Origin of the sequence: Lactobacillus helveticus (genome assembly GCF_046109915.1) — a bacterium.
Lineage (GTDB): Bacteria > Bacillota > Bacilli > Lactobacillales > Lactobacillaceae > Lactobacillus > Lactobacillus helveticus.
On the sequence record NZ_CP151471.1, the window covers coordinates 854143 to 869351 of the forward strand.

The following is a 15209-nucleotide window of genomic DNA, read 5'->3' on the forward strand; positions in this document are numbered from 1 at the left end:
GAGAGAAGGAACTATGTTTCTTCTCTCTTTTTTTGCCTTAAACAGATAATACAAACAATTTTAAGAAATTGTCTTCATGATATATTCCATTTTTATAATTAAACTCCAACTGAATTGCTTTTTGCAGCAATTGTTCCAGCTTAGGTACGGTTAATTTGTTTCTCAATGCTAACTTCACTCTATAAGGATGAACACCTAGTTCTTTAACAATTTGAACTTCACTTCTGCCTCTTTGAGCTGAAATTTTTACCACTAAAATTAATTCTAATTGATTTTCAAAAACTGCTAATAGCTGAATCGGATTTGTGCCCTCTCTTAATTGATTATCAAGACGCTCAATTGCCTCTTGATAATTTTTATTTAGCGCAGCTTCTAAAATAGCAAAAATATTTTGTGCTAATGACAGATCTACATTTTGAATAACGGATTTTTCTGTAATCTTATTATCATTAACTGCCATCTTAAGCTTTTGATAGTTGCTTAAAATGGTATCAATTACTTGATCACTGCGTTCAATCAACAATTGTAAGGCTGATTGAGTAATAGTGTAGCCTTCAGTCTTAATTAGCGACTTGACTACCGCTCCTACCTCGTAAGAACGAATAGTTGGCTCAACCACATTGAATTGCTTTAAAACTGTCTTAGTCAGCTTTTTGCGGCGATCCAGCTTATCATATGAAGCAACGATCACCACTACATCTTCTAGTTCATTTAGGTTATCAAATATTTTTTGTAAATCATCAATCTGCTTCTTCAGCTTTTTTGGCACCTTTTCAGTCAAGAAGAACGGATTTTTCACTAAAATCAATTTATTTTCACTAAATAAACTCGATTCTGTCAAACTGGCAATCAGTTCATCCAAACCATCATTTTCGCAATCTACACTGACATGTTCTAAATCTTTAAACTGATCTTCTTTAATATATGAATTAGCTAAATAATCATTGAGAAAATCATCCCCACCCCAAATTAAAGTATGGGGATTATTATTATTTGTATTCTTAAACAAAGAAAGTAAGGTCATCTTTTACCCCGCTTTAAAAAGTAACTAAATTTTGGCTTTTGCATTCCACCATAGTACCAGCTAATCATACCACAGTCTTGAGTTGAAACCCATGGTATCTGTTGCTCGCTGAGCGTCGTTAAAGTCTCTTGATGCGGATGTCCAAAACGATTCTTACGTCCCGCTGAAATAAAAACCTTTTGCGGATGAATTGCTCGCAAGAAATCTGGATTAGACGAAGTCTTACTACCATGATGTCCCAACTTAAAATAAACAACAGATAAATTTGATTTCTGCATAATTTCTTTTTCGCCATCTTGACCTAGGTCACCTGTGAAAAGCCAATTTTTATTGGCAACTCTAAAAAACAAGCTTAAGGAATCTTCATTTTTCCCTTCTCCTGGCTGATACGGATAAACAACGTTAAATTTGATTTGCGGCTCCTTTACTTGCATCCCGGCCAATAACTCTATTAACTTGGTATGTTTAACTCGCCCATTTAATCTTTTTTGAAAAGAAGGATTATTAATTAACCCTTTTGCCATAAAAAGTCTTTTTACGTAAATCTGTTCCAGCAACGGCCCCAAATCACCAACATGATCTGCATCCTGATGAGAAACAAATACCCCATCAAGCGTACTAATCCCTAAACTCTTTAAAAAAGGAATTGTAATACGGTTGATTTGCGGTGTCATTTTTTTACCAGAGAAATTCAATTTTCCGCCTGTATCAATCATATACGCTCTGCGCGGAAACGGAGTAGTAATCAAAATACTGTCACCCTGACCTACATCAATAAAGGTCACCTGCCCTCGCAACGGGAAATGAATCATGCTAAAGAACAGAAAATACGTGCCAATTAAACTACAGCTCAGCTTCTTTTTATTAATCTTCCATTCTGTTTTTTCTCTTAAAGCAATAATCAGCAAAACAGTCAGCAATATCAAAATCAAACACTGCCACCAATTTATTTTGCCAAATGTTAACAAACCTAATTTAGTATTAGATAAATTGCCAATTGCTTTTTCACCTAACTCTAAAACTTGCTCAAAAAACGGAGCTAGCTTTTTAGTAAAGCCAAACAACAAGACATTAGCAAAAGCAATAGGCATCACAACCCAATTAAAATATGGAACTACCATCAAGTTAAACAGAACAGTAAGAAAATTAACTTGATAAAAATAAAACAATAATAAAGGTGTCAGCAATACATTTAATAAAATTGATTGTGACATTTTGCCAAATTTATTTGTTAACTGCAGTCCTATGGCTAACAAGTAGCTCAAAATCGCCCCCGCCATCATAAATAAACGTGGCACAAATATAATATGCAAAATGTAGGCTAATCCCAATATATCAATTCCAGCTACCCGATAGCCCTTGAACTTGCAAATTTTACCCAAAAAATACGTTAAACTTGCTCTGACGAACCCTGCTTGCCCATAGCTTAAAAAGATACCTAACAACAATACTATGCAGCAACAAAGAAATGCTTCTTCATCCGTCATTTTCAAATAAAAGCAAATCGTACTAATTATCAAGACGTATAGTCCAACGTGCAAACCTGAAATACTCAATAAATGAATTACGCCTAAATCACGATAATTGTTCAAAATCTCTTGGTTTTCTTGCGCATTATTTTCACCTAGGATTAATTCACTAGCAAAAAAGCCCAACAATTGCGGCATTTTTTGAAAATAATTTTGCAAATCGAATCGTATTTTATGTAAATTAGTTAAAACACTATTAGATCTCATAACCCGCATATTACAAGTAGAATATTTTATTTTTTGGATAATCCCTTTTGCGGCATAATAATTTTGATAATCAAATTCACCAATATTAGTCGCAGGTTCAATTTCTCCGCATTCACCTTTAATTTGACTGATTATTAGTGGCAAACCCTTTTTTAAATCTTTTTCTTGTTTGCTTGTAACTTTGCCGCTTATTAAAATCTTCCCTCGTTGAAAATGCCCAATACCAGTTAAATAATCATCTTTGACATGAACCTGATCTGGATAAATTTTAATTTGACTTTGTTCAGTTAATTCAAACGACGCCTCTCTTTTATTTAAAGTAATCACGCCTATAAACAAGCTAACCAATATTAGAACTAGTTTTAAACTTGTAGCATATTTTTTCAGCAACAATACAGCAAAGTAGCCAGTAATCAGAATGCAGATAATTTTTTGACTAAATGATTCACAAACAAAGGCTAGAAATGAAACTGCAATCAGCAACAACGCCGTCAACAAATAAAATCCAACATCATTTTTAAACAGTAAGTTGATCTTTGAGGCTTGCAAAGGTCTTCTCTCCTATACCTGATACTTGCATCAAATCCTCTACTTTTTTAAAGGGACCATTTTGTTCACGATAGGCAATAATTTGTTCTGCCTTCTTTTCTCCTATCCCTGTCAATTTCTGCAAGCCAGCTACATCAGCTGTATTTAAATTTACTTTTTCTCCACTTTCTTGGTTTGAAGCTGAACTATTTGAAGACGTTGAAGTTGAATTAGTACTTGTACCTGTCCCTGCAGTTGCCGCACTTTCTACTTTTTCGCCTTTATACGGAATATGAATCTTATCCTGATCTTTTAACAGAATAGCCCGATTAATCGCCTTTAGTTGTGCTTTTCCCGTAGTACCACCAGCGGCTTCAATTAGCTCTTGCAACCTAGCCCCATTTTTCAAGGTATAAACACCTTGGTGTTTAACAGCTCCTGAAATATCACAGGTTACTGTTTTAGAATTAGTTGTAGCGGAATTTGATGCACTGCTTGCCGAATTGACTTTAGCTGATGCGCTGGTATTGGCGCTGCTAGATTGACTCATTTTTTGAGCATTATCATATGAATCTTCTGCTCCATCTCCTTTTTTGAGCCACAGTCCTCCTACTAGCAGTACAACTGCCACAATAAAATATAACTTCTTTTCCAACACGAATTCTTTGATTTTTTCAAAATCCATAAAATTTCACCTCTACTATTTAATACGCAAAAAAAGCCCAGAATTTTTTCTGGACTTTAAATTTTTTGCAAAAATTTTTAGTAGTGTGCTTTTAAATAGTTAATTGCATCATCAAAAGTATCGACTGGAACTATTTTCATTTTTGTATGAATCTTTTTGGCAGTTCTTTTGGCAACAGCATAATTGGTCTCGCTCTTTTTCACGCTGGATGAATCAGTTGGTGCAAAAAAGACTTCCGCACCCTCTCGACTAGCTGCTACTACTTTTTTATCTACACCGCCAATAATACCCACCTTACCAGTTGGCGATATTGTACCGGTACCTGCAATTTTATGACCATGACTGAGATTCTGCTTACTAAATACTTCATAACTTTCTAAAGTAAACATTAATCCAGCAGAAGGGCCACCGATTTCACCAGCATTGATTGTTAATTTAGGCTTAGTTTTAACTTCAACATGTTCAACTAACTGAATTCCAATTCCTGGTTTATTGGTACCCTTAACCTTAACAACTTTACCAGTAAACTTTTTCTTTTGTTTTCCTCTTAAAACTGAAATAGTTATCTTAGAACCGATTTTCTGTTTGCGCAAATAAGACATCATTTCTTCTGTAGAATGAAAACGATGACCGTTTGCGCCTAAAACAGTATCGCCTAGTTGAAGTTTATGTTTAAAGCTAGAGTTTTTCTGAACTTCCATCACATAAACTCCTAAGTACTGCAAGCTATGCTTTTTACCTGCTTTTTTAGCTGCATAATAAATGGCATTTTGCTGACTAGTTTCCATATACCAATCTTGCAATTCATTATATTGAGCATTAGTTTGGCCACCCAATAGTTCCTTACTTGGAACGCGTTCATCATACGGTTTGGTATAACTCCACAAATACTGCAAAATAGACGCAGGTCGACTAGTCACACTAACAGTAACAAGATAAAAATTATCTGGCTTTTTATTTTTAGACTTAATAAACTGACTAACTGGAACAGCTTCACCTGGAGATTCAATAAAATAATCAGTCGGCCAAAATACTAATATACCGACAATTAAAATGGCAAGAAGCGCAAGTAGCCAATTTCGTAGTTGATGCTTTTTATTCTGCGTATTCATTACCTAACTTCCTTCTTAAAGCTTTAGCAGCTTTTTCAGGTAAAAATTGACTAACATCTTTATCAAACTTAGCCAATTCTTTAATCATACTGGAAGCTACAAATGAATTTTCTGGACTGCTGAATAATAAAATCGTATTGATATCTGGAGCCAAGCGCTTATTAATCCCAGCAATTTCTTGTTCATAACGAAAATCGGCACTATTACGAACTCCACGCACAATTGCCTTAGCGTTCAATTCATGTGCTAAATCAACTGTAATTTCATCAGGCTTTTCTAACACCTCAATATTAGCCACATCTTTTAATGCATCCCTAGCAAAATCAGCTCTTTCTCCTGGAGAAAACAGATAATGCTTAGAAGTATTAGTCATTGCTACCAAATAAACTTTTTCAAAAATTTCAGCTGCTTTTTTAGCGGTTTCTATATGCCCATTTGTAATAGGATCAAAACTTCCTGGAAAAAGTGCAATAGTCATTTCTAATCCTTTCGATATATTCTTACAATCGTTTTACCCAAGTGATGTTCCTTAATTAAAGAAAAACCGCTGATATCACCTAATTCAGTATGATCATCAGTTTCTGCTACTATAGTAGCGCTTGAGTTTAACAATCCTAATTTATTCATTTGCAACATATCTTTTGCAATTTTTTCCTTAGCATATGGTGGATCTAGAAAAACTAAGTCAAATTTTTCTTGGTTTTCTGCAAATAACTTTAAAGCAGCATTGCTGCGCATGTTATAAACACTGAAACGATTTTCTTCTTTAGTTAAAGCAACATTCTTTTTAATAATAGAACATGCAGCATGATTGATATCTACCAGACTAGCATGATCATAACCTCTTGAAACAGCTTCAATTCCTAAAGCACCACTGCCGGCATATAAATCCAAAACATTACCGCCATTAAAAAATTGGCCTAATGAATTAAAAAGAGATTCCTTAACCTTATCGCTTGTAGGACGTGTTTTATTACTCTTTAAAGTAAACAAATTTCTTTTAGCATATTTTCCTGAAATGATTCTCATTGCATTTGATCCTCATTCTTCTCTTGTTCAAGTTGTAACTTTTTCTCTGCTTCTTTAGCCATTTTAACCAACTGTCCTTCAATATGTTGGCTATCTAAATTGACCTTTTCTTCAGGAGAAATTTCGACATAATTTACAAAATCTAGTTGGACTATTTGATTTTTCACATCTTTAGCTTCTTTGCGATTTACGTATAAAATGCAATATTTCATTTTTTTAGAGAAATAAACTATATCGCCATAATGACGCAATTTGTACTGATCACTGACAGATTTTAGATAAATAATTAATGCAACACGCTTAGTTAAATGTGTATTTTCTATTTCTTGATTAATACTCACGCTACTGCTTCATCCTTTTCTTTGAGCATTTTTTCATTTGCAGAGACATTTAAAACTAATCCAATCGCTGCGGTTAACACAATCATAGAAGAACCACCATATGAAATAAACGGCAACGTTACCCCAGTAATTGGCAATAGCCCTAATACGGCCCCTATATTAAAAAATGCTTCGGTAAAAATAATTGTAGCAACACCAAAACAAATTAAGGCGTCGAATTGAGAAACGGCATGAATACCAACATTCATGATTTCCAGCATTAGATAGAATAATAATCCTACTAATAAAATAGTTAGAATTACCCCTATTTCTTCCGCTGTGATTGACAAAATAAAGTCAGTATATGGCTCTGGCAAGTAGCCTCTTTTTTGCATACTATTACCTAGTCCAACTCCTAATATTCCGCCATTATGGATAGCATAGTAGGAATTTACTAACTGTGCTCCACCTTTTCTTTCTAGTTCAAACGGATGCAAAAACGACATTAATCGTTGGAATTGATAACTCTTTTGCAAAAATTCAGGATTCCAAATAATGATTAAAAGCACCACAAGCCCAATAAAAAGTGCGATGCCAATTAACCAAGTCAAAGCTAATTTAGCTGGTATGCCTGATACCGAAAACATTACCAGAGTAATCATAAAAAGAATTGCTGTACCACCTAAATCGGGCTCAACAATAACTAAGCACATTAAAAATGCGGCTAAGATGGCTGGATGAGATAAATTAGTCTTAATTCTTCCTCTAGTAAATTTTCCATCTTGCCGATCTAAAACATAAGCTAAGTAAATAACTAATGCTAATTTGGTAACTTCCAGTGGCTGCAAATTTATAAAACCTAAATTAATCCAACCCACAGCACCATTAACTGCCGCCGAACTATGAAAGAACCGCAAGAAAACTAGCCATACCAGCATCAAAATACAAATAATTAAAAAGCCCGCAACAAATTTAGGACTTTTAAATACTTTTATTTTTAATGCAAAAAATGGAACACCAAAAAATAAGAAGGCCACTACAGCATAAATTGCCTGCCTAATGCCGTAAACATTTGGTTTAAAACCATTAACTAATAAAATATCTGAACTTGCTGAATAAACCAAAACTATCCCCAGTACTACCAAAATTAGATACGGGATAAATATACGATAGTTAAGGTATCTTAATTTTCGACGCACGAGCGTTGCCCCTTTTATGAAATAATACTTTTTCATTATAAAACAAAAAGACCACCACTTCTATTAAGTGATGACCTTTTTAAGATTATCTAAAATTAATTAGCACGGTTACGCTTCTTATCAGCCTTTTGACGTTCTGAAGTGTTCAAAATCTTCTTACGTAAACGAATTGATTCCGGAGTTACTTCACAGTATTCATCATCGTTCAAGAATTCGATAGCTTCTTCAAGAGTCAAAGTTCTAGGAGTCTTGATTGCAGCAGCATGGTCCTTACCTGCAGCACGGGTGTTAGTCAAGTTCTTACCCTTAGTTACGTTAACGGCAATATCACGTTCACGTGATGATTGACCAACGATCATACCTTCGTAAACTTCAACACCAGCGCCGATGAATAATTCACCACGTTGTTCAACTGATTGAAGTGAGTAAGTAGTTGATTGACCTTGATTAATTGATACCAAAGCACCATTACGACGACCTGGGTTCCAATTCTTAACTACTGGCTTGTATGCTTCAAAGGTGTGGTTCATGATACCGTAACCACCAGTTTGTGACATGAATTCGTTGTTGTAACCAATCAAACCACGTGATGGAACTAAGAATTCAAGACGAGTTTGACCGTTACCAGTTGATTCCATGTTCTTCATTTCACCTTTTCTTTGTGAAAGAGAATCAATAACTGAACCAACGTATTCATCTGGAGTATCAATTTGTACAGATTCAAATGGTTCACACATAGTACCATCGATCTCACGGTAAATAACCTTAGGACGTGAAAGTTGTAATTCGAATCCTTCACGACGAAGCTCTTCAACCAAAATTGATAGGTGAAGTTCACCACGACCAGAAACAGTCCATGCATTCAATTGATCAGTAGGTTCAACCTTTAATGAAACATCAGTACGAGTTTGACGAATCAAACGGTCTTCAAGCTTCTTAGGTGTTACTTGATCACCTTCACGACCTGCAAATGGTGAGTCATTGGCTACAAAGTCCATTTGAAGTGTTGGTGGATCAATCTTAAGAAGTGGTAATGCTTCTGGATGTTCTGCTGAAGCAATAGTTTCACCAACATAAATATCATTAATACCACTAATGGCAATAATGTCTCCAGCCTTAGCTTCCTTAATTTCGTTACGCTTCAAACCGAAGTAACCGAATAACTTAGTAACGCGGAAGTTTTGAGTAGAGCCATCGCGCTTCATAACAGTGATGTTGTCTCCAACCTTAACCTTACCACGGTAAATTCTACCAACACCAATTCGACCAACGTAGTCATCCCAGTCAAGCATTGTGATTTGGAATTGCAAAGGCTCATCTGAATTGTCGATTGGAGCAGGAATATTCTTAATAATGGTATCAAAGATAGGATCCATAGTTTCCTTTTGAATACTTGGATCTGCATCGTATGATGAAGTACCATTCAAAGCTGATGCGTAAACAACTGGGAAATCAAGCTGTTCATCGTTAGCACCTAATTCGATGAAGAGTTCAAGCACATCATCCAAAACCTTCTTAGGACGAGCACCTGGACGATCAATCTTGTTCAAAACAACAATTGGCTTTACGCCAGCTTCCAAAGCCTTCTTCAAAACAAAACGAGTCTGTGGCATTGGACCTTCATAAGCATCAACCAAAAGCAATGCTCCGTCTACCATGTGCATAACACGTTCAACTTCTCCACCGAAGTCGGCGTGACCTGGTGTATCCAAGATGTTGATAGTAGTATCCTTGTATCGAACAGCAGTATTCTTAGATAAAATAGTAATACCACGTTCACGTTCAATAGCGTTTGAGTCCATAGCACGATCTTCCAGATTCATATGTTCTGGCAAAGTATCGGATTGCTTTAATAATTGGTTAACCAAAGTAGTTTTACCGTGGTCAACGTGGGCAATGATAGCGATATTTCTAAGATCGTCTCTTCTTTTTTCTGACAAAAGTATTCCTCCCCACTCTTCAATAAAAAAACTGTGACAGAGTCACAGTTTCGGTAACGCAGTTGCGCCTTATCGAAGTGCTTCTATTTTTGATCTGTATAGTTACGTTAGTGAATTCTACCACCTAACTGCACGCGGGTCAACGCTTAACAATAAGTTAACTTTTAATTGTTTTCATCTAAAATCAAGCAAAATCGCTTGAAATATGGTAAAAATATATTAGATAAGTTTTTAAAAAAGGAGTAATTATTTTGATCTTAATGAAAGATATTGTGCGTGACGGTGATCCCGTTTTACGTCAAGTTGCTAAGCCTTTAACTTTTCCGCTTAGTGACCATTACAAGCAATTAGCAGAAGACATGATGGAATATTTGGTTAATTCACAAGATCCAAAGATCGCTGAAAAGCATCAACTTAGAGCAGGTGTTGGATTAGCTGCACCTCAAGTTGGTGAAGGCGTACAAATGGCTGCGCTTTTAGTTCCTGATGATAAAGGCGAAATCATCTTTAAGGAAGTTTACGTTAACCCAGAAATTGTTTCTGAATCTGTACGTCAAGCTTGCCTTAGCGAAGGTGAAGGTTGCCTTAGCGTTGACAAAGTAATTAATGGCTATGTACCACGTCCAGACAAGTTAACTATTCATTACTACACTGTTGATGGAGAAGAAAAAACTATTCGCTTGAAAGATTATCCAGCAATTGTTTCTTCTCATGAAATCGATCACCTTAACGGTCACCTCTTTTATGACAGAATTAATAAAAAAGAACCATTTGCACTCAAGGAAGACACAGTAGTTATTTCCTAAATGTTATTTAAATCAAAAAAGAGTCTGCACAAGCAGGCTCTTTTTATATTATAATAAAATAAAACCACTGGGTGACTGGACCAGTGGTTCATACATTGGGAATTAAGAAGATTGAAGAGACTTCTTATAGCGAGTAAATGAGTTTATTCATCATTCACTACAAGATCATAGTACAGCTAATGTTATTTTACGTCAATGATTATCACACGAATTTCTTAATAATTTTCAAATAAAAATCGATCTAAACATATTTATATACTTAGCTTTACAAATATGATAAAATTTTTATTAGCTATGGAGTGAATTCACTCTAAATTGAACGTTTATACATTAATTAAGGAGAATCATTTATGATTTACAAAGTTTTGTATCAAAAAGACAAAATTGTCAACCCACGTAGAGAAACCACTCAAACTCTTTACATGGAAGCTGACAACATGGTCGAAGCAAGAAGTACGGTTGAGGACAATACCCCCTACAACATTGAACTCATCCAAGAATTAACAGGCAATTCTTTAGCTTACGAAAAAGAACATGCTGACTTTAAGTTAACTAAGTTCGATAAGAAGTAATAAAGAGTGCGAATTAAAAATAATGAAGTAGCCGTTTATGCAATCGGGGGTTTGCATGAAATCGGTAAAAATATGTATTGTGTGCAGTATCAGGATGAAATTATCATCATGGACTGTGGTATTAAATTCCCCGAAGACGATTTATTAGGTATTAATTACGTTATTTCTGATTATTCATACCTAATTAAAAACCGTAAGAAGATTAAAGCTCTTGTAGTTAGTCATGGACATGAAGACCACATTGGTGGTATTCCATTTTTATTGGAAAAGATCCCTGAAATTCCTGTTTATGCAACTCCATTTGCCCTTTCATTAATCAGAGGCAAGTTAGAGGAACACGGAATTTTAAAGACTACCGAACTACATGAAGAACATGAAGATACGGTTTTAAAATTTAAGAAACTCTCTGTTTCTTTCTTCAGAACCACTCACTCCATTCCTGATACTTTAGGAATTGCCGTTCATACGCCACTTGGTGCTGTAGTCTTTACTGGTGATTTTAAGTTTGACTTAACACCTGTAATGAATCAACCTGCACCAGACTTTCAAAAAATGGCTCAACTAGGTAAAGAAGGAGTACTTGCACTTCTTTCAGATTCTACTAACGCTGAAGTTACTCAGTTTACCAAATCTGAAAGATTCGTTGCACAGTCACTTCATAACATTATTACTGGTATCCATGGGCGAATTATTTTCGCAACATTTGCCTCTAATCTTTATCGTGTATCAACAGCTATTCAAGCTGCTATTGATACCGGTAGAAAAGTTGCCATTTTTGGACGTAGTATGGAAAACGGCGTTGCTAATGGTATTGATTTAGGATACTTAAATGTACCCAAAGATTTAATCGTTAATGCAGAAGAAATCAACAAATTACCACCAGATAAAGTTATGATCCTATGTACTGGATCACAAGGTGAACCATTAGCAGCTCTTTCAAGAATTGCCAATGGTACTCACAGACAAATAACTTTACAGCCTGGTGACACAGTTATCTTCTCTTCTAACCCAATTCCAGGAAACACATTGAGCGTAAACCACTTAATTAATAAATTAATGGAAGGCGGCGCTAATGTCATCCATGGTCGTGTTAACAACGTCCACACTTCTGGTCACGGTGGTCAAGAAGAATTAAAGATGATGGTGCGTTTATCTAAACCTAAGTACATGATTCCAGTTCACGGTGAGTATAGAATGCAGGTTATTCATACGCAATTAGCTCAAGAAGCTGGCGTACCTGCAGAAAATACTTTCGTGTTGTCTAATGGTGAAGTCGTATGTTTTGGACCTAACGGAGCTAGAATTGCTGGTAGAATTCCAGCAGGCGATGTTTATGTTGATACTTCAGGTACTGCAGATGTCGGTAATGTTGTTGTCCATGATCGTCAAATTCTTTCAGAAGAAGGATTGGTTGTGGCAGTAGCAACTGTTGACTACAAACATAAACGTGTCTTAGCTGGTCCTGATATTCTCAGTCGTGGTTTCGTCTACATGCGTGAATCAACTGAGTTAATCAATCAGGCTCAAAAACATGTCTACCACGTACTTATAAATGAAATGGCTAAATCAGACAAGCCTAAGGAAAGTGATATTAAGAAAGCAATTTCTGAAAATCTTTCTGATTTCCTTTATTCTAAGACTGAACGGCGACCAATGATTTTACCAATCATTATTGAAAAGAAATAAAAATTAGACTCCTTCGGGAGTCTTTTATTTTGAATATAAGATATATGAATAAAAAAATTAAAGTACATTTATTAGTTAATGAAGTAGCTGGTAACGGAAATGCAGTTGCAGCTAATTATTCCTTGCAAAAAGTATTAAAAAATTTAAACATTCCATTTAGTCATCAAAAAAGCCATTATCCTGGTGAATTAATCAAATTAGCTCAAGATTATGCTAATACCAATACTACACCCAATGACATTTTAATTGTCGTAGGTGGAGACTAATCTTTTAATGAAGTATTAAATGGTATTAAAAAATCAAACTTTCTTGAGACTCCTATCACCTATTTACCGGCAGGAACAGGAAACGATTTTGCGCGAGGAGCTGGACTAACAGACGATCCATTGCAACTAGTTAATAACTTATTGCAGGATCCTGAACCAGAACGTGTTGATTGCGGATTCTTTACCTCAAACATTGATAAAATGCCTCAAGGTTATTTTGTTAACAATTTCGGTATTGGATTTGATGCATTTGTTGTTCATCAAAGCAACAATGAAAAATTAAAAAAGAAACTAAATCACATTAATTTTGGCAACTTAATTTACGGCTTAAACATTATCAAGGCTCTGGCAAAACAAGATACATTCACAGTGACCATAAAAACCGCAAATGAAACTGTTCGCTATGGGGATGCTTATTTTGTCACTACAACTAATCACCCCTACTTCGGTGGCGGAATTGCTATTTTGCCTAAAGCCGATATTTACAGTCACCAGTTAGATACCGTAATTGTTGAAAAGCCCAGTTTATTCAAATTTATTCATCTTTTTGGCAAATTATTAAAAGATGGATCGCACGTTAATGCACCCCAATTTCACTACATAGAGGCTAAAGAAATTCAGGTTACAACTCAAAAACCGGAATTTGCTCAAATTGATGGTAAAGATCATGATGCTCAAGATTTTAAGTTAACATTTAAAATAGATCACTTTAATTTATTGAAATAAGCAAAGAAGCTAAGACTTTCATTCAGATGAATGATTATCTGGCTCTATAATTTTTCCTGTTGATGACTTATCTATATGATAAGCTGTTAACAGGATTTTTTATTGCAAAAAAGAGGACATAGTCCTCTTCAATAAAAATCGTTTCCACACAAATTCTTATAAATAAAGGTGATTTCTATGTCCTCTCTTAATCATTGTATTAAATTCGAGCTTGATGTTAAAGATGAAAATATTGTTTTTAAAGATTATTTCTATAAATCGATCAAACTGCAAAAGCATAAAATCTATGAAGCTGAATTGCTTCAACCTGCTTGTCCTTTCTGCGGCTCCCTAGATCTCTTACACAATGGCCATTTGATTACCAACATTCACTATCCGACAGCTAATGCAAGTTTACCGGTCATTATCAGATTGGCTAAGCAACGAGTTAAATGTCGCGCTTGTGAGCGCTGGTCTATGGCTCAGTCTGAATTGGTAAATAAATACTGTTCTATTTCTAATGCCTCTAAGCTAAAAATTTTGTCTGCGTTAACTGAAGATCGATCTATGACCAGCATTGCCAGCGAAAACAATGTTTCTGTCAACACTGTTCAAAGAGTTTTAGGCAGCTGCTCTCACCGTTTCCTTGACAGCTATGAGTATCTGCCAGCTCATTTGGCTTTTGATGAGTTTAAAGGAGTCGACCGTCAGCTGCACTTTATCTGCTTAGACGGCGATAGTCATCAAGTCGTGCAGATTCTTAGAACTCGCTACAAGAAGACGCTGCTTAAGTATTTTGGTCGTTTCTCGCCCCAAGCTAGAGCTAACGTTAAGACGGTCACGATGGATCTTAATTTTTACTATCAAGATATCGTCAGAGCTTGTTTTCCTAACGCTCAGATTGTCATCGATCGTTTTCATATGATTCAAATGCTTACGCGTTCTTTCAACTCACTAAGAGTCCAAGTCATGAAGACCTTTGATAAAAGATCCAGACAGTATCAGCTACTCAAATCTCCCTGGAAATTATACTTGAAGAAGTTTGATGAGCTTGAAAAAGTTCATCCTCGCTACAACTGGCATTACAAAGACTGCTTAACTCAAGCACAAGTAGTTACAGAAGGCATTAACACCAGCACTGCTTTAGAGAATTCATATAACCTGATGCAAAGCTTTATTCAAGCCGTTGAAACTGGCAATACGCATGAGCTCAAATCGTTAATCAACTGCCAAGATCAAATTGGAACTTTAATGCACAAAACACTATTAACCTTTAAGCATAATCTAACAGCTGTGCTTAACGGAGCAGCCCTGCCTTATTCTAACGGCTGTCTTGAGGGCTTCAATCGCAAAATCAAACAAATCGAACGAACAGCTTTTGGCTATTCCAATTTTACCAATCTTTTAACCAGAATTCGTTTAGAGGAAAACTTGTTTAAAGAAAACATACTAACCTAGTGTTGGATTATGAATCGACGGATTCATGATCTGGCACTTTTTATTTTGTCTAAAATAGAAAGTGAAGATAAAGCAAATAAAGTCTTGGTTCTTTTGGACGTGTAACGTCGCAAAGAAAACGGACTGCTTTACCGCCTATTTAT

At 35.5% G+C, this 15209-nt stretch carries 13 protein-coding genes and 1 pseudogene; 5 read left to right on the forward strand and 9 right to left on the reverse strand.

The window, feature by feature from the left end; genetic code table 11:
- Positions 1 to 37: 37 nt before the first annotated feature.
- The 9 genes from holA to typA form a co-directional block, all read right to left on the reverse strand.
- On the reverse strand, positions 38 to 1024 hold the full coding sequence (holA, locus tag AADV52_RS04380; protein WP_014919009.1) for a DNA polymerase III subunit delta: 987 nt from the start codon (positions 1022 to 1024) through the stop codon (positions 38 to 40).
- Positions 1021 to 3309 carry a DNA internalization-related competence protein ComEC/Rec2 gene (locus tag AADV52_RS04385; protein WP_014919010.1) on the reverse strand — a complete coding sequence of 763 codons (2289 nt, stop codon included), beginning with the start codon at positions 3307 to 3309 and terminating at the stop codon, positions 1021 to 1023. The genes holA and AADV52_RS04385 overlap by 4 nt, the downstream gene beginning before the upstream one ends.
- Positions 3278 to 3973 (reverse strand): helix-hairpin-helix domain-containing protein, encoded by a 696-nt coding sequence (locus AADV52_RS04390; RefSeq protein ID WP_014919011.1) that lies wholly within the window; start codon positions 3971 to 3973, stop codon positions 3278 to 3280. Before AADV52_RS04390 ends, AADV52_RS04385 begins: the two co-directional genes overlap by 32 nt.
- A 77-nt stretch (positions 3974 to 4050) precedes the next feature.
- Positions 4051 to 5085, reverse strand: coding sequence for a SepM family pheromone-processing serine protease (locus AADV52_RS04395; RefSeq protein WP_014919012.1), 1035 nt, complete (start codon positions 5083 to 5085; stop codon positions 4051 to 4053).
- Positions 5069 to 5563, reverse strand: a complete 495-nt coding sequence (gene coaD, locus AADV52_RS04400; RefSeq protein WP_003627939.1) for a pantetheine-phosphate adenylyltransferase — start codon at positions 5561 to 5563, stop codon at positions 5069 to 5071. Before coaD ends, AADV52_RS04395 begins: the two co-directional genes overlap by 17 nt.
- Positions 5564 to 5565: 2 nt before the next feature.
- Positions 5566 to 6114 (reverse strand): 16S rRNA (guanine(966)-N(2))-methyltransferase RsmD, encoded by a 549-nt coding sequence (rsmD, locus tag AADV52_RS04405; RefSeq protein ID WP_014919013.1) that lies wholly within the window; start codon positions 6112 to 6114, stop codon positions 5566 to 5568.
- A complete protein-coding gene (locus tag AADV52_RS04410) occupies positions 6111 to 6455 on the reverse strand; it encodes a YlbG family protein (RefSeq protein ID WP_003627937.1) in 345 nt (114 codons plus the stop codon). Before AADV52_RS04410 ends, rsmD begins: the two co-directional genes overlap by 4 nt.
- On the reverse strand, positions 6452 to 7633 hold the full coding sequence (locus AADV52_RS04415) for an FtsW/RodA/SpoVE family cell cycle protein (RefSeq protein WP_014919014.1): 1182 nt from the start codon (positions 7631 to 7633) through the stop codon (positions 6452 to 6454). Before AADV52_RS04415 ends, AADV52_RS04410 begins: the two co-directional genes overlap by 4 nt.
- 95 nt (positions 7634 to 7728) lie before the next feature.
- Positions 7729 to 9573, reverse strand: coding sequence for a translational GTPase TypA (gene typA, locus AADV52_RS04420; protein ID WP_014919015.1), 1845 nt, complete (start codon positions 9571 to 9573; stop codon positions 7729 to 7731).
- Positions 9574 to 9824: 251 nt separating this feature from the next.
- Here typA and def point away from each other — a divergent pair, with 251 nt between their 5' ends.
- The 5 genes and pseudogenes from def to AADV52_RS04445 all read left to right on the forward strand — a co-directional run bounded on the left by def (position 9825) and on the right by AADV52_RS04445 (position 15066).
- Positions 9825 to 10379 carry a peptide deformylase gene (gene def / locus AADV52_RS04425; RefSeq protein WP_003628072.1) on the forward strand — a complete coding sequence of 185 codons (555 nt, stop codon included), beginning with the start codon at positions 9825 to 9827 and terminating at the stop codon, positions 10377 to 10379.
- Positions 10380 to 10729: 350 nt separating this feature from the next.
- A complete protein-coding gene (locus AADV52_RS04430) occupies positions 10730 to 10951 on the forward strand; it encodes a DNA-dependent RNA polymerase subunit epsilon (RefSeq protein WP_003627933.1) in 222 nt (73 codons plus the stop codon).
- Positions 10952 to 10957: 6 nt separating this feature from the next.
- Positions 10958 to 12637, forward strand: coding sequence for a ribonuclease J1 (rnjA, locus tag AADV52_RS04435; RefSeq protein ID WP_014919016.1), 1680 nt, complete (start codon positions 10958 to 10960; stop codon positions 12635 to 12637).
- Between the two features lie 44 nt (positions 12638 to 12681).
- A pseudogene (locus tag AADV52_RS04440) lies at positions 12682 to 13629 on the forward strand (diacylglycerol/lipid kinase family protein).
- A gap of 177 nt (positions 13630 to 13806) precedes the next feature.
- Positions 13807 to 15066: an ISL3 family transposase gene (locus tag AADV52_RS04445; RefSeq protein ID WP_126096189.1), complete on the forward strand. Its 1260-nt coding sequence runs from the start codon at positions 13807 to 13809 to the stop codon at positions 15064 to 15066.
- The last annotated feature ends 143 nt before the right edge of the window (positions 15067 to 15209 follow it).

Bases quoted from the DNA above. Each gene is read 5' to 3' on its own strand.
- AADV52_RS04390 (WP_014919011.1), bottom strand. From the start codon at position 3,973: ATGGATTTTGAAAAAATCAAAGAATTCGTGTTGGAAAAGAAGTTATAT.
- AADV52_RS04445 (WP_126096189.1), top strand. From the start codon at position 13,807: ATGTCCTCTCTTAATCATTGTATTAAATTCGAGCTTGATGTTAAAGAT.
- AADV52_RS04430 (WP_003627933.1), top strand. From the start codon at position 10,730: ATGATTTACAAAGTTTTGTATCAAAAAGACAAAATTGTCAACCCACGT.
- rsmD (WP_014919013.1), bottom strand. From the start codon at position 6,114: ATGAGAATCATTTCAGGAAAATATGCTAAAAGAAATTTGTTTACTTTA.
- coaD (WP_003627939.1), bottom strand. From the start codon at position 5,563: ATGACTATTGCACTTTTTCCAGGAAGTTTTGATCCTATTACAAATGGG.
- holA (WP_014919009.1), bottom strand. From the start codon at position 1,024: ATGACCTTACTTTCTTTGTTTAAGAATACAAATAATAATAATCCCCAT.
- AADV52_RS04395 (WP_014919012.1), bottom strand. From the start codon at position 5,085: ATGAATACGCAGAATAAAAAGCATCAACTACGAAATTGGCTACTTGCG.